Genomic DNA, 23,346 nt, shown 5'->3' on the forward strand with positions numbered 1-23,346 from the left:
CGGATTCCTTCACCAACGAATGGCAACGGGCCATTTGCGGGCAGGCCAGCGCAAGTCCGGCGGCGCGGGCGATCCGGGCAGGCTTTCCACAAGGTTTTCCACAGAAATTGTGGATAACTTTCAGGCTACGCGTACCGGGGGATAAGTGGCGAGGCCAGGAAACCGGCTCGACACGCGTGCGGGACAGCATAGCGCACTAGTTTGAACGCAAAACGTGACAGTTGCGGAAGACGAGGCGTGTCGAGTTTCGAGCGATCGAATAGATCAAATAATATTTATAAGAATTATTCAAACAAGGCAGCGATGGATTCCGGAGGGCGACCAATCGCGGCTTTATCGTTCACCACCACGATCGGGCGTTGCAGCAGGATCGGGTACTCGGCAATGGCGGCGTAAATCGCGGTTTCATCGGTGGCGGGGTCGCTCAGGCCCAGGTCCTTGAATTCGGTCTCGTTGTCTCGAACCATGTCGCGCAGGGGACGGCCGAGTTGGCGATGCAGCGTCTTCAATTGTGCGACGGTCAACGGAGTCTTCAAATACTCGACCACCTGGATGGGTTCGTCGCGTTTGTTCAGCGAGTCGAGCAGGGCCAGGGTTTCGCGGGACTTGGAGCAACGGGGGTTGTGGTAGATCGTGATCATTGGGATGGGCGTCGAGGTAAGAGGGCGGGATAGGGCGTCTATTGTAGCGACGGGAAGGGAGCGTTCAACCAGACTGAACCTCGACCCGCGGGCTGTTTATTCGAGAAGAGGGAGCGCAAACGGTTGTGGGTTTATGCGCATAAATCCATTGCCGGGGCCTGCTTGATCAGGGGTCTTCCAGAAATCACCCCGCCTTGCGGAGAGGGCCAACTCCGTCTACTCCGTAGCCCGCGCGCTGCAGCTTTATGCGCATAAACCGGGTGAGCCACCACGTGGTCGGAAGCCAGGACGCTCCTTTGGGCGCCACTGATTCGAATCTCCAAGTTACGCCCGCCACGCGTGCTCCTATCCTGGCGCGGCAGCTTTATGCGCATAAACGCCTCGGTCGAATGGCCAATCTTTTACCTGTTATCGACTAAATCATTGAAATACGAAATTCATCAGGTAAAATTTCGTCGATCCAAACAGGAGTGCAAATTGGCAGCCGAAATCATTGCGGTCACTCAACAGAAGGGCGGTGTCGGTAAGAGCACCATCTCCATGCACCTCGGCGCGGCATTCCATGAAAAAGGGAAGCGCGTCCTCGTCGTCGACGCAGATGGCCAAAACACGCTCATCCATTGGTCAAGCGCGTCAGGTGACAGCGACAACGGCATCCCGTTTCCTGTCGTCAATCTCGCCGAAGCCGGCGGACAAATCCATCGCGAGATCAAGAAGTTCATCAACGACTACGACGTCATCGTGGTCGACTGCCCGCCGTCGATCACCGAGAAGGTTTCCGGCGTCGTGCTGCTGGCTGCCACCGTCGCCGTCATTCCCACCTCGTCGTCACCGGCCGATTACTGGTCGAGCGTCGGCCTCGTGAAACTGATCCAGCAAGCCCAGGTCATGAACGAAGACCTGCGCGCGGTGTTCCTGCTGAACAAGACTGAAGAGAAACGCATGCTGACGCGGGAGCTGAAGCGTGCCATCGAAGAATTGGGCTTCCCTCTGCTGAAGACGCAGATCCCGACGCGCGAGGCCTATAAGCAGGCGATGGCGCTGGGGCAAACTGTCCTGCAGATGAACGATCGTGGCGCGCGCCTTGCCGCCGCGGAAATCCGTGCATGCGCCGACGAAATCGCCGGCATGCTGCCCTGACTTTATGCGCATAAAGGACCTTGAATGAAACCCTCCCAATTTGCCAAAGGCTTCCAGGCGCGCCCCGATACCACCACCAGCGAAAAGCGAACGGCGCTCGATCGGCTCAATGCGATCGACGGGATCGTGAAGTCGGAAACGCCGGCACCAACGAAATCGTCGAAGAAAGACATCCCGGTCACGATCGTCGAGACGCCGCCGGCGGAGCCGACCAATGAATCGCCGCAATATCACGCGTGGCGCGTCGAGCATCGCTACCAGCCCGGCCAGATCATCGAACTGCCGCTGAAGACGATCAAAGCGAGCCCGTTCAATCCGCGGCATTTCTATCTGAAGTCGTCGATCGCCGAACTCGCCGTCAATCTCGCGAAACAAGGGCAGCAGCAGGCGATCCACGTGATCCCCGACTACGAGCACCCCGGCACCTTCTTCGTCAGCGACGGCGGCCGGCGCGTCCGCGCGCTGAAGGAGGCGAACAAGGATTCGGTGAAGGCCATCGTGATCGACATTCCGATCGGCATCGAGAGCTACAAGCTCGGTTACGACCTGAACGTCCAGCGCGATTCGCAAACCGTGTTCGACAACGCGGTGGTCTGGCGCCGCTTCCTGGAGGACAAGTTCTTCCAGAGCCAGAAGGAGCTGGCCGAGCATCTGGGCATCGACGAATCGACGATCGCCGTGGCCTTGTCGATCGGCAAACTGCCCGAGGCCGTGATGCAGGAAATGGTCACGCGTACCGATCGCTTCGGCTCGAACATGGCCTACCAGGTCGGCCGTTATCACTCGGCTCGCGGTACCGACGCCACGCTGCGCCTGATCAACAAGATCCTGTCCGACGACCTCAGCACGCGACAGGTAGCCGACATCGTGAAGGGCAGGGCGAGCGCGCAAGAAAATGCCAAGCCGGCAGGGCGGCAGCGTTATGCCCAGCGCCATGAGATCAAGATGAATGGTTCGACGGTCGGCGACCTGAAGTCCTATGGTGACGACCGCCTCGAGCTCCGCCTGCGCGGCCTGTCGCGAGAAAAGCGCGACGAGATCCTGCAACAACTCGAAAAGATGCTGCTCAGCTGAGCGCTCCAGCCAGGCTTGGCGAGAGAACCACGCCTCTCGCTGGATTCGGAATGCACGACATAGACACCCCGGAAGTCCCGCTTCCGGGGTGTTTTTATTGATGGAGCCTTTGTCGAAGCCGGCGTGATTCACGACCAGGAAAAAGAAGCACGCGCGGGAGCTCGCCGCCGGAATATCGCCAACGACACGGTGCACGCTCAAGCCAAGCACCCGAAAAGCAAAAAGGCCGAGCCCCGTTCAAACAGGACTCGGCCTTTCCCGATTCTCGACCGCGTCGCGATCGATCTGGATTTTCAGTATCTCAAGCTGCTCGTGACTGATTCAGCGTGAACGCCAGCAGATCACCGTCGGTCGGTTCGCCCCAGGTCTTCAGCGCGAGCCAATCGAAGAATGCCGTCTCGACCAGCTTCGAATCGAGTCCGCGCCGGCGCCAGTCATCGCGCAGATGCGAACCAAGAGCCGGCAGCACATCGGTCTCGAACGATTGCCGTGCCAAATCCCGCTCGGCCTGGCCCTGTTCCTCGTAGAGCGATTTTGCTTCCTTGCGGCGGTAGGCGTCGTATTCGCCGCGCAGCCGCGCCTTCGGATCGTCGAGCGAACCCGCTGCGGATGCCACCGACGCCAGCTTGCCCGCGGTCGTTGCGCCCGGCAGCGCATCCGGGTCGACCGGCGGGGCATAACCCTTCTTCAGCGCATCCTTGAACAGCGCCCCGGCACTGCGTACCGGCGGCAGGGTGGTGCTGCGCATACGCTGCTCGGTCATCTGGAGTGCCGCGCGAATCCGGTTTTCCTCGCTGTCCGCATAAAGCGTCTGCGCTTCCTTCAAGGGAATGCCGAGCTTGACCATGCGGTCGACCAGCGTGCTGTCGAATACGTTCGGATGTTCGTCGAGCGCCAGCATCGGCTGCTTGCGCTCGGAAACGCGAAACTGGATCTCGGCCACGCGCCGGCCTTCGCGATGCTCGATCAGCTCGACAAAGATATTCGTGACCGCATTCACCTCGGCGATTGCCGGGCGCAGGTAATCGCGCTTGAAGTATTTGTATTCGCGCTTGGCCTCGTCGCCGGCTTCAGTGTCGGGGGTGCCCGACAGGATCGGCCGCCACCATTCCCAGGGCTCGCGCATCGTCAGGTGGCTCGGGTTGGTCAGGTAGCGCACGCAGATCTCGTACAAGGCCAGGCCGGCGCTGCTGCGCAACTGGCTCTGGAACTGCAGGCTCAGGCGCGCGTACTGGACGGGGTCGAGCAGCTTCTTCTTGATCTTCGGCGCGAACGAGAATTCGACCCAGACGCGGCGGGTGGTCGGATCCTCGAGAATTTCCGCATCGGCGATCAGCGTCGAGATCCCCCACTTGCGGCCGGGCTTCTGGCTCGAGGTGCCGGTGCTCCATTCGACCTGGACAGACACCATGCGTCGCAGGTGCTCCTTCACGAGCGCCGTGTCGTTCGAATCGAAAGCCGAGTTCGCGACGATGTCGGACAGCAGCGCCCGGTAGGTATCGCCGGAATCGTCGGCCTGCTGCGCGACGGCCAGCAACACGTTGAAGAGCTTGCGCGTCAGCAGCGTGATCTTGCCGCTCTTCGGCTGGATGGCGATCGCCTCGACCGCCTTGCGTAGTTCGGCGGAGCTGGCATTCACCACATCCACATCGGTTTTCTTGGCGCGCTTCGTAACCATGCGTCGGATCGGACAAGGAAAGTTTCCCGCAAGGATAGCGACTGCGGTGATGGGCGTCTACAAGCGGCCCCTCACCGTAGGCGGTGATGCACCGCGATTCGCAGCGCCTCACCCCAGGACGATCCCGCAAAAGCTCACCGATGGCAAAACCTGTGATGCCGGCGCCCGCTTTGTCGTCGCGGGTGACACGGCCGCGCATGATAGCCGCACCGATATCGAGGCGTCGAGAGCCCTCCCGTATCACCTCACCTTAAAAATTTTCCCGTGGACAAGGGCCGGAAAATCTGCACAGACCATCACCGGTTTCACAGCATGAAAACCCCGAAAAACAAGGGGAAATGGCCTGCCAGCACCGAAATGCTGTGTCAATCGTCCTGAGGCTCGCCGACCTCGGCGAAGCAGCGAGCCCCCGGCCAGGGTGAAGCACTGCCCTCTGACGGCGTCACCCTGCCAGGCAGGCCAACACGGTGCGCACAGCTTCCGACAAGCACTCACCGCCCCTGTGCGTCAAGCTGCCCAGGGATGCCCTCGGTGCACATCGGTTCATGCCCGGCGTCCTGTCGCCTCACCCTGTGGGGCGGACTACGACGGCGCAACAATGCACACAGCCCGTCGGCACCGTTCGAGCCAGGCCAGGAGCAATCAGCGCGATACGACCCCGTGGGTGGGCTCCAGCAAGCTCCGGAGCGTTCCCGCCTCGGAATCGCCCCAGGAAGCCCTCCCAGCGGCTGTCAGAGGCTCCGGGAGCCACCGGCGTCTCTGGGGGCTCCGATATCGCATCCGAGCCGTATTCATTCACCTCACCGGCTCGCCATCGATCCATATCGATACCTTCAAAAGGGTTGTCCACAGCTCCTCGAGGCCCGCCAAACCCGTCGTTTTACCGCATCCGCACATGAGCCCCCGAAAAACCTCACCTTTCGTCGCGAACCGGTGATGCACGACATCTAACGAAAAGCACCGGCATACGGGGCCTCACAGCCTGCTCGATCCCGAAAAGCCTCACCTTTCCCCAAAACATGCGTCACCTCAACCTCATCCGAGGCTCCCGAAAAATCTCACCCAAGGACTTGAACACCGGAAAATATTCATTAATTTCATACACTTACCCAGAATCGTGCAATGCAGCGCCGATTCCCCCAAGTTCCCGGAAGATCTCACCTCAACCCGAATCAGGAGATTCCTTCGGAGCTCAATACACTCCTGAAAAACCTCACCTCTCGTGAAAACGATCACGAAAAGCACGGCAAAAGTTCCAGTCTTGTCGGGGGTTTACGGGTAAGTGGACACCCACTGCTCCCGAAAAACCTCACCTTTGCCATTTTTTCGACTGTGTCGAGGTCCTGAAAAGCCTCACCTCAAAGCTTTTTTGGCCACCTTTCCGTCAATCCCGAAAATTCTCACCTCAAGCGTGGCTGGCGCTGAAATTGCAGGCAAAGGCTCCTGAAAAACCTCACCTCAAGCCTGTGATCGCCGTCAAACGCCCCAAAACGGTACTTTTTTCCCGTAAAAGCTCACGTCAATCCCGCCCCGAATCCCGAGAAACCTCACCTATGCCTATCAAATAGGCAAATCCCTGGAAGATTCGGGGCCAAACGGCCCCCCTGCAAAGCCTCACCTTAGGGATTCCCGCCCAAAACGACGCGATTCAGGCACCATGCGGTGTCGACGTCGATCTCCCTCCCGAAAAGCTTCACCTTTCGCACAGGGCCGGGAACGCTGTGCTCCTGAATCCGCTCACGATCTCTCCTGCAAGGCCTCACGCTCGCCCCCGAACCCCATCACTTCATGTCCCGCAAAAGATCACCATGATTCCCGTAAAGCTTCACCTTGTCGGCCGGAATCCCTTACCCAGTAAGGCTGTGCGGTGGCGTTAACGTTTTTAACAAGGGTTTCAAGGGTGTTTACTTCTATTACTCTCTACGAGCACCCGTGAGCTCCCTGAAACATCGCTTCTCTCCACCCTCCTTCTGTGTGAAACATCCCCAGATATTTGAGAAGCAGATGTTTAGTCTACAAAAACAATGATTTAGCTGAGATTCTTCGCTTTGTTTCACGGAATTTTGGAGAGAGGGGCAGCCAGCAGCGACTGTGGAAGACCTCAACAGCACAGACGGCAAGAAGCTGTGGTGTTTCCATCAAACACGTATCAAAAAATACGTATTCCATTATGATTGCTACGTATTGACCGATACTCTCGTTCCGATGACTCTCGACGACATCCGCCAGACGATCCGTGCCGAACTCGATGCGATGCGCACAGGCGGCGCACGCCGGCAGGATCTTTCGCTTCACGCCTGCAAACGCCTGTTTTTCGACCTGGGCATTCGGCCCTCCGCAGCCAATGTGCGCGACCTGACCCAAACCGGTAGCGCCGGCGATATCCCCAAGGACATCGATTTCTTCTGGGAGCGGATTCGCTCCGCCTCGAAGGTAAGGCTCGACGGCGGCAATTTGCCGAAATCCCTGGAAGACAAGGCTGGTGAACTGCTGGGCTCGCTATATGAGGAAGCACAGAAGGAAGCGCGAATCGGGCTGGAAGCCGAGCGGCAAGAAGCCAGCGACGAAATTGCCGCGGCAGCCCAGCGGGTTCGCGAGGCGCAGGTTCGCCACGAAACGCTCGAGCTCGCTCTTGCGCGTAGCGAGAACCGTGCGGAGCAATTGCAGGCGAAGCTCACCGAAGCGGAAATCCGCTTGGCAACCGCGTCGACGCACGGCGCGGCGCACCAGGATTCCCTGCAGGTGCTGACTCAGCGGCTCGAAAACGAAAACGAGCTGTTGAACAAGCGTTTGGAAGGAGAACAGCAGCAGAATGCGTCGCTAAGAGAAAGAATCGACGCCTTGCACGTCGAATCGCGTCAGAACACGGAACATTACGCCCAGCAGATCAAGGACGCGGTGGCCGAAGCCGAGCGCCGTGTGAAGCCAATGCTGGTAGAGCTCGATTCGCTGCGCAGCATGGCCGGCACTTATCAAGCGGGTCTGCGCGACGTGAACCGAAAAGAATTCGAGTTCTTACAACAACTTAGCGCCGCCAAGGCGCGCGCCGACCGACTCGACGAGCAACTGCGCGAACAGGGCGACGAGTTGACGGCCGCGACGCGGGAAATCGAGACATTGCGTCAGGCACAGGGCGTCCCATCCGGAATTGCCGTGTTGCTGCGACGCCTGGCCGATGCCGGGCTGCTCGACGCGGCGGCTTTCGAGGCGATCGGATCGTCGATCGATGCGCATGTGAATTTGCCGCCGCGCTGCCCGAAGTGCGAGGAGGGCGAACCGGAACTGTCGCACGACGAGGAAGGTTTCGAATTGCTGTGCCCGGAATGCGAACATGCTTCCGGCCATTGTGCCTCACGCTTCGAGGCGGTCACACAGTTCAACCGAATTGGCAGCTCAAGCGGCTCGCTGTGGTAAAGGTGAGGAAAATCGGGAGCCGAACGGTGAGGGCATTCAGGAGCTGATCGCTCACGGAATCAGACCAGACGCGGGCTTTCGGCCGAGTTCGCATCCGCTTCCTGGCTACCAATTGCGGTTTTTTCGAGATTGTCGCGCCAAGTCCGCCAGGCTCGGTGCAAGCGATTTGCCGAAACCGGCTGCATGAAGCCGAGCCAATGGCCAACGCGCTCGGGCGCGACGCCGTTTTCGAACAGTTCGGCCGCAAAAGTGTTGCGCAGCGTTTGTGGGCTGGCACGTTCGGTTCTCGAGTTGGCGATGTTGGCGGCTTCGACAATGGCATCGACCGCGCGCAGCATGGTGGCCTTGTGCATCGGCCGGCCGGTCAGCGAGGAAGGAAAGACCAGGTCGCCAGGAATATCGCAGCGCCGCCGTTCGGCGAGCCAGGCGTCGAATAGCGCGATCGCGAACGAGGCGAGATGCGTTTCGCGCTCGAAGGCCGGATGCGTGGAGGGCAGGCGCACCGCGGGCTCACCGGGTTTTACGCAACTAATCGTCAGCGTGCGCGCTTCCCCCGTTTTCAATCCGCCGCCAAGAAAGGCCGCCACCAGCGCGCGATCGCGCCGTTCCTTCCAATGCGACATGCCGCCCGCCGGCAGCGGCGAGAACAGATAGGCGAGCAGGGCCGCGCGTTCGGACGGCGAGAGGAAGCTGGTGGGTTCGTTGTCGCGTGCCCGGCGCCATAATGCTTCGCCATCCTGAGCAATGAAGCGGGCCGGGTTGGTCGAGCCGAATTCATTGCGACGTACATGGTCGAGCACCCGCTCGATGAGCCGCAAATAACGGACTCGTTGCGTTTTCTTGATCGGCAGCTCGCCGACGAAATTGGCGATCAATTGGGTGTCGACCGTGGCCAGCGTCTGTTGCCGTTCGCCGAGCCAGGTCAGGAACGCGCCCCATTGCGCGCGATAGACGTCGGCCGACGAACGGCGAAAGTCTTGCGTCGCGAGCCACGCGTCGAACGACGCGTCCGGTTGGGCGACCCAGTCCGCCTCGGTGCCGTCGAACAGATCGGGTTCGGTGGCTACCAGCGTCCCGGCAGTCGAGGGACTTGGAAGAGACATGTCTATAAATCCGTTAGTTGCTCAATGAGCGTAGTGCACCGAGCCAGGAATTGCCAGCCATCCATGGATGGCTGGTCGCCTGCCGCTCCGGCGCTTCGCGTCTGGCGAGACGGAAGCGGCGCAGAACGCGGTGGGCAATGGTGCCGGGACGCTTCAGCCGCCCCAGATGCGCACGCGCCGCGGACGCGAACTCGGCACCGGCTCGGCGGGACCGAGCTTCGGCTGCCGCGAGGCGGCCTCATAGGCCGAGACGGCATATGACAGCACCGCCGGCAGCGCATTGGACTGCGCGACGTCGATTGGATCGTCGGTTTCGGGGAATTCGAAATCCGCGGGCCTTTCGAACAGGCTGCGGATGAAGGGATCGTGCCGGGCGGCGAAGCCGAGATCGGCCATCGCCTCGGCCTCGATCGCCTGCAGCAGCCGCCACGTCAGCGGTACCCGCTGACGGATGTAGCGGGCGGCAATGTGGCGGACGATCATCTCCATGTCTTGCGCCGCAGCCTTGAAGCTGAGCGCGGCCAGGTCCTGTTCGGTCATAGCGGGCTCCTCGTGAGCCAACACTGTACAAATATACAGTGAATTGCGCAACTGCCGGATACGACAGGCCGGACGCGGGATTTCAGCGATGGATCACGATCAGCAGCGCCTTGGCCTCGCCGCGGCCGAGATTGCGGATCGCGTGCGGCGCATCGGCCGCGTAGCGCGCGGTCTCGCCCGTCTTCAAGCGCCGCGAACTGCTGCCGGCCTCGATCTCGATCGAACCGGCCAGCACGGTCAGGTGCTCGCGCGTGCCGGGCTCGTGGGCATTCGACACCAGCGCGCCATTGGCCGGCAGGGTCAGTTCATACCATTCGAAGCGGCCGGCCAGTTCGATCGGGCCCCAGACGCGCAACTGATATTGATTGTCATGGCCGGACAGCGTCGGGATGTCGTGCAGGCCGTCGACCCGGATCGTCTCCGGCGATTTCGGCTGCGCGAACAGCTCGTCGAGGCTGATGCCGAGCGCATTGGTCAGGCGCCAGGCCACCGCGATGGTCGGGTTGGCCTTGTCGCGCTCGATTTCCGAAAGCATCGATTTCGACACGCCGGCCGCGCGCGACAGGTCGTCGAGCGTGAGCTTGCGTTCGTTGCGCAGCCGCTGGATGGTCTCGCCGACGCGCGGCGGGATGCTCGCATCGCCCGCCGGCGGCGAGGCGGAAGCCGCGGCGCGGCGCGTGCCGGAAGAACTTGCCATTTGATATCGGTTCGCTTAGAGTCGTTCGATATCTCGAACTTGAGTTCGAAATACAGGAAAAATACGATAAACCCAACGGGCGACTATAACAGTAGCAGGCCGCGCGGCCGCCGCCACGAGCGGGCCGCCCGCGCGCCCCCAGCCCACTCAGGAGCAGACAGATGCGTGATGCCTTCCTCGCCCATGTGCGCGGAACCCTCGACCAGATCCGCGCCGACGGTTTCTACAAGACCGAGCGCGAGATCGCGAGCCCCCAGGCCGCGGACGTGAAGCTGGCCGACGGCGCCGGCGTGCTGAATTTCTGCGCGAACAACTATCTCGGCCTGGCCAACGATCGGCGCCTGGTGGCGGCCGCGGCGGCGGGCCTCGAGCGCGACGGCTTCGGGATGGCCTCGGTGCGTTTCATCTGCGGCACGCAGACGGTGCACAAGCAGCTCGAGGCGGCGCTGTCGCGCTTCCTCGGCACCGACGACACTATCCTCTATTCGAGCTGCTTCGACGCGAACGGCGGCCTGTTCGAGACGCTGCTCGGCGAAGAGGACGCGATCATCAGCGATGAACTGAACCACGCCAGCATCATCGACGGCGTGCGCCTGTCCAAGGCCAAGCGCTTCCGCTACAAGAACAACGACATGCAGGATCTCGAGGCGAAGCTGCGCGAGGCCGACGCGGCCGGCGCGCGCTTCAAGCTGATCGCGACCGACGGCGTGTTCTCGATGGACGGCATCATCGCCGACCTGAAAGGCGTCTGCGACCTGGCCGACCGTTACGGCGCGCTGGTGATGGTCGACGATTCGCACGCGGTCGGCTTCATCGGCGAACATGGCCATGGCACGCCCGAGCATTGCGGCGTGGCCGATCGGGTCGACATCGTCACCGGCACGCTCGGCAAGGCGCTGGGCGGTGCATCGGGCGGTTATGTGTCGGCCCGCAAGGAGATCGTCGAGCTGCTGCGCCAGCGTTCGCGTCCCTACCTGTTCTCGAACACGCTCGCGCCGAGCATCGCCGAGGCCTCGCTGGCCGTGCTCGAACTGCTCGCCAGCGACGAGGGCGCGCGCCTGCGCCGCCGCGTGCGCGAGAACGGCGCGCATTTCCGCCGCCGCATGAGCGAGGCCGGCTTCACCTTGGTGCCGGGCGAGCATCCGATCATCCCGGTGATGCTCGGCGATGCGCAGGTCGCGACCAGGATGGCCGATGCGCTGCTGGCCGAAGGCGTCTACGTGATCGGCTTCTCGTTCCCGGTGGTGCCGCGCGGCCGTGCGCGGATTCGCACGCAGATGAGCGCGGCCCACACGCCCGAGCAGATCGATCGTGCCGTCGACGCCTTCGTGCGGGTCGGCAAGTCGCTGGGCGTGATCTGAGGAGAAGCGGAGATGAAAGCGCTGGCGAAACTCGAACGCGGCCCCGGCCTGCGGATGACCGACGTGAAGCGGCCCGAGGTCGGGCATAACGACGTGCTGATCAAGATTCGCCGCACGGCGATCTGCGGCACCGACATCCATATCTGGAAGTGGGACGACTGGGCGCAGAAGACGATTCCGGTGCCGATGCATGTCGGCCACGAATACGTCGGCGAGATCGTCGAGATGGGACAGGAAGTGCGCGGCTTCGCGATCGGCGACCGCGTATCCGGCGAAGGCCACATCACCTGCGGGTTCTGCCGCAATTGCCGGGCGGGGCGGCGGCATCTGTGCCGCAATACCGTCGGCGTCGGCGTGAATCGCGAGGGGGCCTTCGCCGAGTACCTGGCGATCCCGGCCTTCAACGCCTTCAAGATCCCGCCCGAGATCTCCGACGACCTGGCCGCGATCTTCGATCCGTTCGGCAATGCCACGCACACGGCGCTGTCCTTCAACCTGGTCGGCGAGGACGTGCTGATCACGGGTGCCGGGCCGATCGGCATCATGGCCGTGGCGATCGCGAAACATGTGGGCGCACGCAACGTGGTGATCACCGACGTCAACGATTACCGGCTCGGCCTCGCGCGCAAGATGGGCGCGACGCGTGCCGTGAACGTTGCGCGCGAATCGCTGCGCGATGTGATGCACGAACTGCACATGACCGAAGGCTTCGACGTCGGCCTGGAGATGTCGGGCGTGCCGAGCGCGTTCACCAGCCTGCTCGATGCGATGAACCACGGCGGCAAGGTCGCGCTGCTCGGCATTCCGCCGGCGCAGACGGCGATCGACTGGAACCAGGTGATCTTCAAGGGGCTCGAGATCAAGGGCATCTATGGCCGCGAGATGTTCGAGACCTGGTACAAGATGGTGGCGATGCTGCAAAGCGGGCTCGACCTCTCGCCGATCCTCACCCATCGTTATGCCGTCGACGACTATGAAGCGGCGTTCGCGGCGATGCTCTCCGGCGAGAGCGGCAAGGTGATTCTCGACTGGACCGTCTGAGTCGGGTATCACGCAAGGCCTGCATCAAGCGATGCCGGTGTCTGGCGCGACAGCGCCGGCGCCGGCATTTTTCATGGGCGGCCGCGAAGCGCTTTTATTCAGTAATCCATATCGAAGGCGAGAAGCCCACCTCAGCCGCGGCGGCTGCAGGACGACAGCGTGACGATGCGCGGTCCCGTCTCGGGCAGGCTGACCGGCTGGGCGGTCGAGCGGCACAGGATCGCGCTGTCGTAGGCGCGGCCGGCGAAGCGGACCACGTCGGCGATCTCGAAGCCGAGGCTGCGGTAGAAGGCCAGCAGGTGCGTGGCGGGATAGGGCGTGTCGAGCGCGAGCCGGGCATAAGCGCGCGAGGCGGCCCAGCGCACCGCGAACGCGACCAGCGCGCGGCCCACGCCGCGGCTTTGCCAGATCGGATCGACGCCGAACTGCCGCAAGCTGGCGACGTCGCGGCAGCGATAGAGATGGTTCGTGCCGGCCTGGTCGCGCTCGTGCAGCGTCATGGTCGCAATCACATGGCCATGGCAGGTCGCGACGAAGCAGGTGCCGGCCAGCGCGCGCTGGCGCGTCGCCGAGGCGGGCTGGTCGACGCACGGACAGTTCAGTCCCATCGCGCCGAGCCGGCCGAAGGCGCGATGCAGCAGGACCGTCAGCGTCTCGTAATCGTCGCGCGCCGGATCGAACGGCCGTAGCACGATGCGATCGTACGGCTTCGGCACATAGGCGGTGTTCGGAACGGGGGCGAGACGAGGTGTCGACATGGCGTTTCCTGAACCTGATTCGGTTGTCCGAAGTGTAGGAACGGCCGCTGGCGACGATCAAGAAAAAATGTCGTAAACGCCGGCCGGCGCGGGCTCGCCGCGCCGGCGCCGAGGCTTACTGGGCGGGGTTTGCCGCGCCGTCGCCACCGGCTGGCGGCATTTCGAACTCGGCCTCGATCCGCACCCGCACGTCGTCGCCGACAGCCGGGTACCAGGTCGGGATGTCGAAGGCCGCGCGGCTGAAGCTGCCGCTGGCCGAGAAGCCGACGGTCGGCTGCTTGGTGAGCGGGTTGCGGCCGTAGCCGTTGAAGGTGACCGCCAGCGTGATCGGCTTGGTGGTGCCGCGGATCGTCAGGTTGCCGGCCAGCTTGCCGGTGTTCTCGCCGGTCGGCGTCCAGCCGGTGCTGTCGAAGCGGATCGAGGGATAGCGCGCGGCGTCGAGCGCGTCGCTGCCGGTCACCATGCGATCGAGAATCGGCACGTTGGTGTCGAGGCTGGACGCGTCGATGGTCGCGCTGACCTGGCTCATGGCCGGGCCGCCGGCGCGCCAGTCCAGCACCGCGCTGGCCTTGTCGAAGCGCATCGTGAAGCGCGAGTAGCCGAAGTGCGAGACGTCGAACGAGACGCTCCAGTGATGCGGATCGAGCGTGTAGCGCCCGACCGGCACCTTCTCGGTGGCCGTCGAGACGTGATGCGTGACGACCGCCACGGGCGTGCAGGCGGTTGCCAGCGCGAGCCCCAGGCCGCCGATGAGGGCGCGCCATCGCGCGCCGGATTGCCAAGCCATGACCGTCTCCTGTTGTGTCCGGGCACGATAGCGCAGGCAAGCTCGCTTGACAAAGGAGAATGATCGTTCTACCTTATGCGCCATGAACGAGAGCAAGCGAAGAAACTCAGCAGTTCCTCAAGAACCCGAGCCGGCGGCGGGCAATGCGCGCTTGCGCCTGCTCGAGGCCGCGGAGGAACTCGTTTATGCGGGCGGTATTCATGCCACCGGCGTCGACGCGATCGTCAAGCGCTCGGGTGCCGCGCGCAAGAGCTTTTATACGCACTTCGAATCGAAGGAAGCCTTGGTAACGGCAGCCTTGGCGCGGCGCGACGATCGCTGGATGGCCTGGTTCATCGACGGCACGCGCGAGCGGGGCAAGACGCCTCGTGCCCGGCTGCTGGCGATGTTCGATGTCTTGCGCGAATGGTTCGAGCGGCCCGATTTTCACGGCTGCGCCTTCCTCAACGCGGCGGGCGAGATCGGCGACGTGCATGATCCGATCCGCGGCGTGGCGCGTTATCACAAGGAGCGGCTGCTGGCCTTCGTGCGCGAGGAGTGCGATGCCTTGGCCGATGCCGACGGCATCGATCGCAGGAACGCGGCGCGCCTGTCGCGTCAGTGGCTGGTGCTGATCGACGGCGCGATCGGCGTGGCGCTGGTCAGCGGCGATGCCTCGGCATCGCGCGATGCGCGCTCGGCCGGCGAGGTACTGCTGGCAGCCTTCGAGGCCCGCGCCGACTGAGCAACACCCAGGCGCCGCACGGTTTGCATGCGGCGCGACGAGATGATCGCCTTCACGCGAGTGCGCGAAGGCTTGTTTGCAGTCCTGAGAAACTTGCAGTTCCCAACGACCTACGCAGCCAGGAGAAACACCATGTCCGAAGTCAGCGAAATCCGTCCGCCGCTCCCGCCGTTCACGCGCGAGACCGCCATCCAGAAGGTGCGTGCCGCCGAGGACGGCTGGAATACGCGCGATCCGCAACGCGTGTCGCTCGCGTACACGCGCGACAGCAAGTGGCGCAACCGCGCCGAGTTCGTCACCGGTCGCGAGGAGATCGTCGGCCTGCTGACGCGCAAGTGGGCGCGCGAGCTCGACTATCGCCTGATCAAGGAACTGTGGGCCTTCGACGGCAACCGTATCGCCGTGCGCTTCGCCTACGAATGGCATGACGATGCCGGCAACTGGTTCCGCTCCTACGGCAACGAGAATTGGGAGTTCGACGAGAACGGCCTGATGGCGCGTCGCCACGCGAGCATCAACGACCTGCCGATCCGCGAGCAGGATCGCCTGTTCCACTGGCCGCTCGGTCGTCGTCCCGACGATCACGCGAGCCTGTCGGATCTCGGTCTGTAAGCTGATGTGAAACATGCGGGGCCATTCGGCGACGAGCCGGATGGCCCCGTCTTGCATGGTGCTCGCGATATCGCGCACGGTTCGAGAGAGATGACGATGTCGCTCACCTTGTCGTGCGGAGTTCGCTTCGCGCGATTCCGCTTCGGTGCGCTGCGTGAGGGCGTGGTTCATCACCGATCACAGCACACGTATCGATGAACGGTGCCAATTCGATACATGCAGCGGCTCACCATCGAGCGCGCCCACGATGTCGTTAATTTCGCGGCAATGGCTTCACAGCCAGGCGGCACGCCCTGTATCGATACCCTCAGCGCAACTAACGACCAACATCCGCATGGCTTCACAGGTGCGCAAGGCGAGGCCGTCCCGCATCACCTTGCGTGCATGCAGGGTGAAATCGACTGTGCGGGATGCGCTTGAGGTGAGGAAATTCGGGAGGGGCCCCGCCGATAAGGTGAGGCTTTTCGGGATTCGATGAACGGTGCGCGGTAGCGCGCACCGTTGGTCACCGATGAACCTTCACGAGCGGAAGGACAGGACGCAGGCCTCTCAGGCGAGCAGTTGCGCGACCACCGCTTCGCCCACTTCCTGCGTGCTCGCCTTGCCGCCGAGATCGCCGGTGCGCGGCCCATGCTTGAGCACGTGCTCGATCGCGGCGAGGATCGCGTCGTGCGCCTCGCGCTCGACGCCGGTGCCGTGACCGAGGAAGTCCACCATCATCGCCGCCGACCAGATCATCGCGATCGGATTGGCGATGTAGCGCCCGGCGATGTCGGGTGCCGAACCGTGCACGGGCTCGAACAGCGAGGGGAACTTGCGATCCGGGTTCAGGTTCGCCGAGGGCGCGATGCCGATCGTGCCGGTGCAGGCCGGGCCGAGATCCGACAGGATGTCGCCGAACAGGTTGGAGGCGACCACCACGTCGAAGCGATCGGGATTCAGCACGAAGCGCGCGCAGAGGATGTCGATGTGCTGCTTGTCCCATTTCACCTCGGGATACTGCTGCGCGATCTCGGCCGCGCGCGCATCCCACCACGGCATGCTGATCGCGATGCCGTTGCTCTTGGTGGCCACCGTCAGCTCCTTGGCGCGGCTCTGGGCCAGGTCGAACGCGAACTTCATCACGCGCTCGGTGCCGGTGCGCGTGAACACCGCCTGCTGGACCACGAACTCGCGCTCGGTGCCCTCGAACATCGCGCCGCCCACCGACGAGTATTCGCCCTCGGTGTTCTCGCGCACGATCATGAAGTCGATATCGCCTGCCTTGCGGTTGGCGAGCGGGCTCGGCACGCCCTCGAACAGGCGCGCCGGGCGCAGGTTGACGTACTGGTCGAATTCGCGACGGAACTTCAGCAGCGAGCCCCACAGCGAGATGTGGTCGGGCACCGTGTCGGGCCAGCCCACCGCGCCGAACAGCAGCGCATCCATGCCGGCGAGCTGGGCCTTCCAGTCGTCGGGCATCATCTGGCCATGCTGCGCGTAATAATCGCAGCTGGCCCAGTCGATATGGGTCGCCTCGAAACGGATGCCGAAGCGGCGCGTGACCGCATCGAGCGCCCGCATCCCTTCGGGCATCACCTCGCGGCCGATGCCGTCGCCGGGAATCACCGCAATCCTGTAGACCTTCTCGCTCATCGCCAGCGCCTCCTCGTTCTCGTGCCTGGGTTGCCCGGCGGCGCCGGGCTTCGAAAGTGCGGACCGATCGGCTCGGTCCTGCATCGCTTCCGAGCATTCTATTGATTCCGTCCAGGATTAGAATCGGAATCCGGTTAAACGACTTTCCACACATCGTGAATAAAGCGCCGAATCTCGACGACCTGCGCGTATTCAGCATCGTCGTGCGGGTGGCCAGCTTCAGCGCGGCGGCCGAGCAGCTCGGCGTCTCGCCGGCCTATGTCAGCAAGCGCGTCGCCCTGCTCGAGGGCCAGCTCGGCACGCGGCTGCTGCATCGCTCGACGCGGCGCGTGGCCGTCACCGATTCCGGCGAGCGCGTGTTGGCCTGGGCCGAGAAGATCCTCGACGACGTCGATCACCTGGTGGAGGACGTCTCCACCACGCGCACGGTGCCGCGCGGCACACTGCGCATCTCGAGCAGCTTCGGCTTCGGCCGTCACGTGCTCGCGCCGGCGCTGCTCGATTTCAGCGAACGCTTTCCGCAGATCAATGTGCGGCTCGATCTGTTCGACCGGCTGGTGGACGTGGCCGGCGAGGGTTTCGACCTGGACGTGCGGATCGGCGATGAAATCGCCGAGCATCTGATCGCGAAACGGCTCGCGACCAACTATCGTGTGCTGTGTGCCTCTCCCGCGTATCTCGAACGACACGGCGCGCCGCGCCAGATCGCCGACCTCGGTTCGCACCAGTGCCTGGCGATCAAGGAGCGCGATCACCCGTTCGGCGTGTGGCGCCTGACGCAGCGCGGCGAGACGAGTTCGGTAAAGGTCGGCGGCGCGCTCTCGACCAATCACGGCGAGGTGGCCGTGCAATGGGCGCTGGCCGGCAAGGGCATCGTGCTGCGTTCGATCTGGGAAGCCGGGCCGCTGCTCGACAGCGGTGCGCTCAAGCGCGTGCTGCCCGACGTCACGCAGCCGGCCAATGTGTGGGCGGTCTATCCGGCGCGGCTGGCCGCGTCGGCGAAGGTGCGCGTGTGCGTCGACTTCCTGGCGGAGGCGTTCGCGCAATGGCGCGCAGCGGCGTGATCGGCCGCCGTGTCGCGCCAGGATGGTCGATTCGATTGCAATACGGCAGGTGATCCGACAAAACCACGAAACCTCACCGGAGGAGACACATCATGAGCCCCTTGGCCCGGCGCGTCGCGATCGCGCAGATGCAGTTCGTCATCGCGCTCGCGGTGATGTTCGTGGTGTCGTCCGACTCACCACGCTACTGGCAGGGCTGGCTCTACTGGGCCGTGTTCTCGCTCTGCACCTCGGCCACGGCAGCCTGGTTCACGCGGCGCGATCCGGCCTTGATCGAGCGGCGCATGCATGTCGGCGTGCGTGCCGAAACCTCGCCGCTGCAGAAAGCCGTGCTGGCCGTGGCCGGCCTCGGCAGCGCGGCGCTGGTGATCGGCGCCGGCCTGGAATGGCGCTTCACGCAGCCTCGCTTCGACCTGGCGATGGTGCTGGCGGGCAACGCGCTGCTGGTGCTCGGCTTCGCGATTTGCTTCGCGGTGCTGCGCGCGAATACCTTCGCCGCGAGCACGATCACGCTGGCCGAGAACCAGACCGTGATCTCGACCGGGCCCTACGCCTATGTGCGCCATCCCATGTACTCGGCCGCAATGGTGATGTTTTTCGGGAGCCCGCTGGCCTTGCAGTCCTGGAGTGCGCTGGGCTGTGCCGTGGTCCTCACCGCAGCGATCGTGGTGCGTCTGCTCGACGAGGAAAAATACCTGGAAGCCCGTCTGGCGGGCTATTCCGACTACTGCCGCACAGTGCGCCGGCGACTCGTGCCGGGAATATGGTGAGTCGGCTCACCGTTGCGCGCGCACGCAAATCGATGCAAGGCGGTTAAAGGTGAGAGTTTTCGGGAGCAGGGAAAACAGGCTGCGCGCCTGTGTCTTCAGCCTTGCGAATGGCTCGTGTCGTGCGCGTGCTGCAGGCGCTCGCGGCTCTTGCTCAGGTGCACGCGCATCGCGGCGCGCGCGTCGTCGGGCTCCTGTCGCTCGATCGCGCGATAGATCCAGCGGTGCTCGTCGAGCACCTGGCGCAGCACGTCGATCTGGTCGAGCTCGGCCAGCTCGGCGCTGCCCAGGCGCGTGCGCGGGCTGACCGAACGGCCGAGCTGGCTCAGCACGTCGACGAAGTAGCGGTTGCCGCTGGCCTGCGCGATCTGCAGATGGAACTCGATGTCGTGCGCGAGCGTGTCGGTGCTGCCGCGCTGGAGCTCGGCCTCGAAGCGTTCGAGCGCGACCTGCATCAGCCGCAGGTTCTGCTCGGTGCGCCGCTTGGCGGCCAGCGCCGCCGACGCCGCCTCCACATCCATGCGGAATTCGAGCACGGCCATCGCATCGAGCATGTTCGACAGGTCGGCGGTCGGCAACTGCATGGTCGCGTCGTTGTGCGGCGCCAGCACGAAGGTGCCGACGCCATGACGCGTCTCCACGATGCGCGCGGCCTGCAGGCGCGAGATTGCCTCGCGGATCACCGAGCGGCTCACCGAGAGCTGCTTCATCATCGCGACCTCGGTCGGCAGCCGGTCGCCGGGCCGCAGGGCACCGCGACGGATTTCTTCGGACAGGGACGCGACGACCTTCTCGGACAGGCTGCTCATGAGTGCTTGCGGGGCGAGGAAAACGGTTCTGGAAAATTGGGGCGGGTCATGACCTCTTGTCGAGGTCATCCGATGTCCCGAATCCCGGCATCATAGCCGCAAACCTGGAGCGGACAAGCGGTTCGAGACCGATTTGGCGAGAGATATCGGGAAATCACGGAGCGATCACGGGTGTTCGGCGTTCGCCAGATCCCGGTTCGAGGCAGCCGGAAATCATCAGACGACGCAATGACTCGTTGTCGGACAAGGGCATCGATTTCCACGTAAAATCTCTGTTGTCTGACGTCCTAGCATGACCATCTCGCAAGACTTGTCGAACTCGTGAAAGTGGCATGTCTCGAGCTTCAATATTGAATATGGAGGACCCAGGGTAAACGCGGCTAATCGACAAACAGGTTGTCCGACTACAATGTTGTCAGACAACGTATCACGCAAAATCGTGCAGAGCGATCGACGGGTGCTACGTGAGGCTCGTCCAGGCCGCCCGCGGCCGATACAGGAGACATCGTTGACAGCAGCTCTCGGCACGGCAGCGAACCCGCTCGATTCGGCGGTCGCCAAGGTGATGCGGCATGTGATGCCGTTGTTCCTGGTGATGTTCATCGCGAACTACATCGATCGCGTGAACATCGGTTTCGTCAATTCGCACATGCATGCCGACCTCGGCATCGGCGCGGCCACCTACGGCTTCGGCAGCGGGCTGTTCTTCGTCGGCTACGCGCTGTTCGAGGTGCCCTCGAACGTGCTGATGCAGAAGTTCGGCGCGCGTGCCTGGCTGACGCGGATCATGGGCACCTGGGGCGTGGTCGCGGCGGCCATGGCCTTCGTCTGGAACGAGCAGTCGTTCTACGTGCTGCGCTTCCTGCTCGGCGTGGCCGAGGCGGGTTTCTTCCCCGGCGTGGTGTTCTACTTCACGCAGTGGCTGCCGCAAGCGTCGCGCGGCAAGGCGGTGGCGATCTTCCTGGGCGGCTCGGCGTTCGCCTCGGTGCTGTCGGGGCCGATCACGGGCAGCCTGCTGTCGATCAGCGGCCTGGGCCTGAAGGGCTGGCAGTGGATGTTCCTGATCGAGGGCGGCTTCTCGATCCTGTTGTGCGGCGTGAGCTGGATGATGCTGAAGTCGCGCATCGACGACGCGCCCTGGCTGAGCAGCGCGGAAAAGCAGGCGCTGCACTCGACCATCGCGGCCGAGCAGGCCGAGCGCGATGCGCGCGGCAATGCGCATGTGCCGACCATGAAGCTGCTGCGCGATCCGCAGATCCTGTTGTTCTGCTTCCTGTATTTCGCGATCCAGCTGACGATCTACGCGGCCACCTTCTGGCTGCCGACCATCATCCGCAAGATCGGCGGGCTGAGCGATTTCCAGGTCGGGCTGCTCAATGCGATTCCCTGGCTGATCGCGATGGTCGCGATGTACGGCTTCGCGATGGCCTCGGCGCGCTGGCGTCATCAGCGTGCCTGGATGGCCACCGCGCTGGTGATCGCGGCCTGCGGGCTGTTCGCGTCGACCACCAGCAACGCGCTGATGTCCTTCGTCGCGATCTGCTTCGCGGCGATCGGCTTCAAGGCGGCTTCGTCGCTGTTCTGGCCGATCCCGCAAGCTTATCTGGATGCGCGGGTCGCGGCGGGCGTGATCGCGCTGATCAACTCGCTCGGCAATCTCGGCGGCTTCTTCGCGCCGGCCGCCTTCGGCTACCTGCAGCAGCACACGGGCTCGATCAAGGGCGGCCTGTATGGCCTGGCGGCGGCCTCGCTGATCGCGGCCGCGGCGGGCTTCCTGGCGCGCAGCCGGCCCGCCGGCACCACGCCCGACGGCGGTACGCTGTCGAGCAGCAACCCGCATTGAAGCACGCGCATCGCGCATGAATGAGGCGGCGGCGCCCACGAGGTGCCGCCGGATTTTGCAAGCTTTCTCCAGCGCCGGATTCGGCGCCTTTTTCAGGTAACGCTCCATGTCCTCGAATTCCATCCAGGCAAACGCCACCCCTGTCGTGACCGAGCTGCGCGTCGTGCCGGTCGCCGGCCGCGACAGCATGCTGATGAACCTGAGCGGCGCGCACGGCCCGTTCTTCACGCGCAACGTCGTGATCCTGCGCGACAGCAGCGGCCATACCGGCGTGGGCGAAGTGCCGGGCGGCGAGGCGATCCGCAAGACCATCGACGATGCGCGCGGGATCGTGGTCGGCCAGTCGATCGGCAACCTGCAGGCGATGCTGAATCGCGTGCGCTCGACCTTCGCCGATCGCGACGCCGGCGGCCGCGGCCTGCAGACCTTCGACCTGCGCACCACCATCCACGCCGTCACGGCGCTGGAGGCGGCGCTGCTCGACCTGCTCGGCCAGCACCTGAACGTGCCGGTGGCGGCCTTGCTCGGCGAAGGCCAGCAGCGCGACGAGGTCGAGATGCTCGGCTACCTGTTCTACATCGGCGACCGCAACAAGACCGACCTGGCCTATGCCAGCGGCGCCGATGGCCGCGACGACTGGGAGCGCCTGCGCACCGAGGAGGCGATGACGCCGGAGGCGGTGGTGCGCCTGGCCGAGGCCGCGCAGGCGCGCTACGGCTTCAACGACTTCAAGCTGAAGGGCGGCGTGCTGTCCGGCGACGAGGAGATCGAGGCCGCCAAGGCGCTGGCCGAGCGCTTCCCGCAAGCGCGCGTGACGCTGGACCCGAACGGCGCCTGGTCGCTCGCCGAGGCGGTGCGCCTGTGCCGCGACATGCACGGCGTGCTGGCCTACGCGGAAGATCCCTGCGGCGCCGAGAACGGTTATTCCGGCCGCGAGGTGATGGCCGAATTCCGCCGCGCCACGGGCCTGCCGACGGCCACCAACATGATCGCCACCGACTGGCGCCAGATGGGCCACGCGATCCAGCTGCAATCGGTCGACATCCCGCTGGCCGATCCGCACTTCTGGACCATGCAGGGCTCGGTGCGCGTCGCGCAGATGTGCAACGACTGGGGCCTGACCTGGGGCTCGCACTCGAACAATCACTTCGATATCTCGCTGGCGATGTTCACGCACGTGGCGGCCGCCGCGCCGGGCAAGATCACCGCGATCGACACGCACTGGATCTGGCAGGACGGCCAGTTCCTGACGCGCGATCCGCTGCAGATCGTCGGCGGCAAGGTGAAGGTGCCGGCCAGGCCGGGCCTGGGCATCGAGGTCGACATGGATGCGCTCGAGCGCGCCAACGCGCTGTACGAGCAGCACGGCCTGGGCGCGCGCGACGACGGCGTCGCGATGCAGTACCTGATCCCGAACTGGAAGTTCGACAACAAGCGCCCCTGCCTGGTGCGCTGAACTCGACATCGACACGACATTCAACGCGATCGGCCGGGCCGGCTCGATCGCCTCACGAACCGAACCAAGCAAGCACATGACCACGCCTCAGGAACTCAAGCAGATCATCTCGGAAGGCCTGCTGTCCTTCCCCGTCACCGACTTCGACGCCGAGGGCAACTTCCGCCCGAGCACCTATGTCGAGCGCCTCGAATGGCTCGCC

General features: G+C 63.9%; 22 protein-coding genes and 1 pseudogene. 14 read left to right on the forward strand and 9 right to left on the reverse strand.

The genetic code is table 11. From position 1 onward, the window contains the following. Nucleotides 1–284: 284 nt before the first annotated feature. Nucleotides 285–641: an arsenate reductase (glutaredoxin) gene (arsC, locus tag F3J10_RS17830; RefSeq protein WP_166913605.1), complete on the reverse strand. Its 357-nt coding sequence runs from the start codon at nt 639–641 to the stop codon at nt 285–287. A 477-nt stretch (nt 642–1,118) separates the two neighbouring features. On the opposite strand from arsC, the gene parA reads away from it, so the two are divergent. The 3 genes from parA to F3J10_RS17845 all read left to right on the forward strand — a co-directional run bounded on the left by parA (nt 1,119) and on the right by F3J10_RS17845 (nt 3,185). Continuing rightward, complete coding sequence (gene parA / locus F3J10_RS17835; protein ID WP_013688816.1) at nt 1,119–1,781, forward strand: ParA family partition ATPase; 663 nt, start codon at nt 1,119–1,121, stop codon at nt 1,779–1,781. Nucleotides 1,782–1,805: 24 nt separating this feature from the next. Next, nucleotides 1,806–2,855: a ParB/RepB/Spo0J family partition protein gene (locus tag F3J10_RS17840; RefSeq protein ID WP_013688817.1), complete on the forward strand. Its 1,050-nt coding sequence runs from the start codon at nt 1,806–1,808 to the stop codon at nt 2,853–2,855. Nucleotides 2,856–2,978: 123 nt separating this feature from the next. Next, the gene (locus F3J10_RS17845; protein ID WP_166913606.1) at nt 2,979–3,185 is read left to right on the forward strand and encodes a hypothetical protein; all 207 of its coding nucleotides are present in this window, start codon (nt 2,979–2,981) and stop codon (nt 3,183–3,185) included. Here F3J10_RS17845 and F3J10_RS17850 read toward each other — a convergent pair. Further along, a complete protein-coding gene (locus tag F3J10_RS17850; RefSeq protein WP_166913607.1) occupies nt 3,157–4,533 on the reverse strand; it encodes a replication initiation protein in 1,377 nt (458 codons plus the stop codon). The two genes, F3J10_RS17845 and F3J10_RS17850, sit on opposite strands and share 29 nt — an antisense overlap. Nucleotides 4,534–4,582: 49 nt before the next feature. On the opposite strand from F3J10_RS17850, the gene F3J10_RS17855 reads away from it, so the two are divergent. Both F3J10_RS17855 and F3J10_RS17860 read left to right on the forward strand, forming a co-directional pair. Continuing rightward, nucleotides 4,583–4,849: a hypothetical protein gene (locus tag F3J10_RS17855; RefSeq protein ID WP_167242643.1), complete on the forward strand. Its 267-nt coding sequence runs from the start codon at nt 4,583–4,585 to the stop codon at nt 4,847–4,849. A gap of 1,889 nt (nt 4,850–6,738) precedes the next feature. After that, nucleotides 6,739–7,947 (forward strand): DNA-binding protein, encoded by a 1,209-nt coding sequence (locus F3J10_RS17860; protein ID WP_025100226.1) that lies wholly within the window; start codon nt 6,739–6,741, stop codon nt 7,945–7,947. A gap of 59 nt (nt 7,948–8,006) precedes the next feature. Here F3J10_RS17860 and F3J10_RS17865 read toward each other — a convergent pair whose 3' ends face one another. The 3 genes from F3J10_RS17865 to F3J10_RS17875 all read right to left on the reverse strand — a co-directional run bounded on the left by F3J10_RS17865 (nt 8,007) and on the right by F3J10_RS17875 (nt 10,287). Then, nucleotides 8,007–9,050: a tyrosine-type recombinase/integrase gene (locus F3J10_RS17865; protein WP_166913609.1), complete on the reverse strand. Its 1,044-nt coding sequence runs from the start codon at nt 9,048–9,050 to the stop codon at nt 8,007–8,009. 153 nt (nt 9,051–9,203) lie between these two features. Further along, nucleotides 9,204–9,590: a DUF2471 family protein gene (locus tag F3J10_RS17870; protein WP_013688821.1), complete on the reverse strand. Its 387-nt coding sequence runs from the start codon at nt 9,588–9,590 to the stop codon at nt 9,204–9,206. Between the two features lie 82 nt (nt 9,591–9,672). Further along, nucleotides 9,673–10,287: an XRE family transcriptional regulator gene (locus F3J10_RS17875; protein WP_013688822.1), complete on the reverse strand. Its 615-nt coding sequence runs from the start codon at nt 10,285–10,287 to the stop codon at nt 9,673–9,675. A 161-nt stretch (nt 10,288–10,448) separates the two neighbouring features. Here F3J10_RS17875 and F3J10_RS17880 point away from each other — a divergent pair, with 161 nt between their 5' ends. After that, on the forward strand, nt 10,449–11,648 hold the full coding sequence (locus F3J10_RS17880) for a glycine C-acetyltransferase (protein WP_025100224.1): 1,200 nt from the start codon (nt 10,449–10,451) through the stop codon (nt 11,646–11,648). A gap of 12 nt (nt 11,649–11,660) precedes the next feature. After that, nucleotides 11,661–12,689 (forward strand): L-threonine 3-dehydrogenase, encoded by a 1,029-nt coding sequence (gene tdh / locus F3J10_RS17885; RefSeq protein ID WP_013688824.1) that lies wholly within the window; start codon nt 11,661–11,663, stop codon nt 12,687–12,689. Between the two features lie 131 nt (nt 12,690–12,820). Here the strand turns inward: tdh and F3J10_RS17890 are convergent, their stop codons facing one another. Then, nucleotides 12,821–13,447: a GNAT family N-acetyltransferase gene (locus tag F3J10_RS17890; RefSeq protein WP_167242644.1), complete on the reverse strand. Its 627-nt coding sequence runs from the start codon at nt 13,445–13,447 to the stop codon at nt 12,821–12,823. 115 nt (nt 13,448–13,562) lie between these two features. Next, a complete protein-coding gene (locus F3J10_RS17895) occupies nt 13,563–14,234 on the reverse strand; it encodes a YceI family protein (protein ID WP_167242645.1) in 672 nt (223 codons plus the stop codon). Between the two features lie 82 nt (nt 14,235–14,316). On the opposite strand from F3J10_RS17895, the gene F3J10_RS17900 reads away from it, so the two are divergent. Next, the gene (locus F3J10_RS17900) at nt 14,317–14,958 is read left to right on the forward strand and encodes a TetR/AcrR family transcriptional regulator (protein ID WP_042285908.1); all 642 of its coding nucleotides are present in this window, start codon (nt 14,317–14,319) and stop codon (nt 14,956–14,958) included. A 132-nt stretch (nt 14,959–15,090) separates the two neighbouring features. Then, nucleotides 15,091–15,570, forward strand: a complete 480-nt coding sequence (locus F3J10_RS17905; protein WP_025100220.1) for a nuclear transport factor 2 family protein — start codon at nt 15,091–15,093, stop codon at nt 15,568–15,570. Nucleotides 15,571–16,119: 549 nt separating this feature from the next. On the opposite strand, the gene F3J10_RS17910 is transcribed toward F3J10_RS17905, so the two are convergent. Next, complete coding sequence (locus F3J10_RS17910; RefSeq protein WP_025100219.1) at nt 16,120–17,289, reverse strand: tartrate dehydrogenase; 1,170 nt, start codon at nt 17,287–17,289, stop codon at nt 16,120–16,122. Nucleotides 17,290–17,360: 71 nt separating this feature from the next. Between F3J10_RS17910 and F3J10_RS17915 the strand changes: the two genes are divergently transcribed. After that, nucleotides 17,361–18,269: a LysR substrate-binding domain-containing protein gene (locus F3J10_RS17915; RefSeq protein ID WP_025100218.1), complete on the forward strand. Its 909-nt coding sequence runs from the start codon at nt 17,361–17,363 to the stop codon at nt 18,267–18,269. A gap of 92 nt (nt 18,270–18,361) precedes the next feature. Next, nucleotides 18,362–19,039, forward strand: coding sequence for an isoprenylcysteine carboxylmethyltransferase family protein (locus tag F3J10_RS17920; protein WP_047839721.1), 678 nt, complete (start codon nt 18,362–18,364; stop codon nt 19,037–19,039). A 95-nt stretch (nt 19,040–19,134) separates the two neighbouring features. On the opposite strand, the gene F3J10_RS17925 is transcribed toward F3J10_RS17920, so the two are convergent. After that, complete coding sequence (locus F3J10_RS17925; RefSeq protein WP_013688832.1) at nt 19,135–19,845, reverse strand: FadR/GntR family transcriptional regulator; 711 nt, start codon at nt 19,843–19,845, stop codon at nt 19,135–19,137. A 508-nt stretch (nt 19,846–20,353) separates the two neighbouring features. Between F3J10_RS17925 and F3J10_RS17930 the strand changes: the two genes are divergently transcribed. The 3 genes and pseudogenes from F3J10_RS17930 to F3J10_RS17940 all read left to right on the forward strand — a co-directional run. Beyond that, a complete protein-coding gene (locus F3J10_RS17930) occupies nt 20,354–21,688 on the forward strand; it encodes an MFS transporter (protein WP_167242646.1) in 1,335 nt (444 codons plus the stop codon). Nucleotides 21,689–21,794: 106 nt separating this feature from the next. Next, nucleotides 21,795–23,144, forward strand: a complete 1,350-nt coding sequence (gene gudD, locus F3J10_RS17935) for a glucarate dehydratase (RefSeq protein ID WP_025100215.1) — start codon at nt 21,795–21,797, stop codon at nt 23,142–23,144. A 76-nt stretch (nt 23,145–23,220) separates the two neighbouring features. After that, nucleotides 23,221–23,346: pseudogene (locus F3J10_RS17940) on the forward strand (5-dehydro-4-deoxyglucarate dehydratase); the annotation flags it as partial.

This window comes from Burkholderia sp. Cy-637 (assembly GCF_011753175.1).
Taxonomy (GTDB): Bacteria; Pseudomonadota; Gammaproteobacteria; order Burkholderiales; family Burkholderiaceae; genus Burkholderia; species Burkholderia gladioli.

Bases quoted from the DNA above. Each gene is read 5' to 3' on its own strand.
- arsC (WP_166913605.1), bottom strand. From the start codon at position 641: ATGATCACGATCTACCACAACCCCCGTTGCTCCAAGTCCCGCGAAACC.
- F3J10_RS17840 (WP_013688817.1), top strand. From the start codon at position 1,806: ATGAAACCCTCCCAATTTGCCAAAGGCTTCCAGGCGCGCCCCGATACC.
- F3J10_RS17850 (WP_166913607.1), bottom strand. From the start codon at position 4,533: ATGGTTACGAAGCGCGCCAAGAAAACCGATGTGGATGTGGTGAATGCC.
- F3J10_RS17855 (WP_167242643.1), top strand. From the start codon at position 4,583: ATGGGCGTCTACAAGCGGCCCCTCACCGTAGGCGGTGATGCACCGCGA.
- F3J10_RS17860 (WP_025100226.1), top strand. From the start codon at position 6,739: ATGACTCTCGACGACATCCGCCAGACGATCCGTGCCGAACTCGATGCG.
- F3J10_RS17865 (WP_166913609.1), bottom strand. From the start codon at position 9,050: ATGTCTCTTCCAAGTCCCTCGACTGCCGGGACGCTGGTAGCCACCGAA.
- F3J10_RS17870 (WP_013688821.1), bottom strand. From the start codon at position 9,590: ATGACCGAACAGGACCTGGCCGCGCTCAGCTTCAAGGCTGCGGCGCAA.
- F3J10_RS17875 (WP_013688822.1), bottom strand. From the start codon at position 10,287: ATGGCAAGTTCTTCCGGCACGCGCCGCGCCGCGGCTTCCGCCTCGCCG.
- F3J10_RS17880 (WP_025100224.1), top strand. From the start codon at position 10,449: ATGCGTGATGCCTTCCTCGCCCATGTGCGCGGAACCCTCGACCAGATC.
- tdh (WP_013688824.1), top strand. From the start codon at position 11,661: ATGAAAGCGCTGGCGAAACTCGAACGCGGCCCCGGCCTGCGGATGACC.
- F3J10_RS17890 (WP_167242644.1), bottom strand. From the start codon at position 13,447: ATGTCGACACCTCGTCTCGCCCCCGTTCCGAACACCGCCTATGTGCCG.
- F3J10_RS17895 (WP_167242645.1), bottom strand. From the start codon at position 14,234: ATGGCTTGGCAATCCGGCGCGCGATGGCGCGCCCTCATCGGCGGCCTG.
- F3J10_RS17900 (WP_042285908.1), top strand. From the start codon at position 14,317: ATGAACGAGAGCAAGCGAAGAAACTCAGCAGTTCCTCAAGAACCCGAG.
- F3J10_RS17905 (WP_025100220.1), top strand. From the start codon at position 15,091: ATGTCCGAAGTCAGCGAAATCCGTCCGCCGCTCCCGCCGTTCACGCGC.
- F3J10_RS17910 (WP_025100219.1), bottom strand. From the start codon at position 17,289: ATGCAGGACCGAGCCGATCGGTCCGCACTTTCGAAGCCCGGCGCCGCC.
- F3J10_RS17920 (WP_047839721.1), top strand. From the start codon at position 18,362: ATGAGCCCCTTGGCCCGGCGCGTCGCGATCGCGCAGATGCAGTTCGTC.
- F3J10_RS17925 (WP_013688832.1), bottom strand. From the start codon at position 19,845: ATGAGCAGCCTGTCCGAGAAGGTCGTCGCGTCCCTGTCCGAAGAAATC.
- gudD (WP_025100215.1), top strand. From the start codon at position 21,795: ATGTCCTCGAATTCCATCCAGGCAAACGCCACCCCTGTCGTGACCGAG.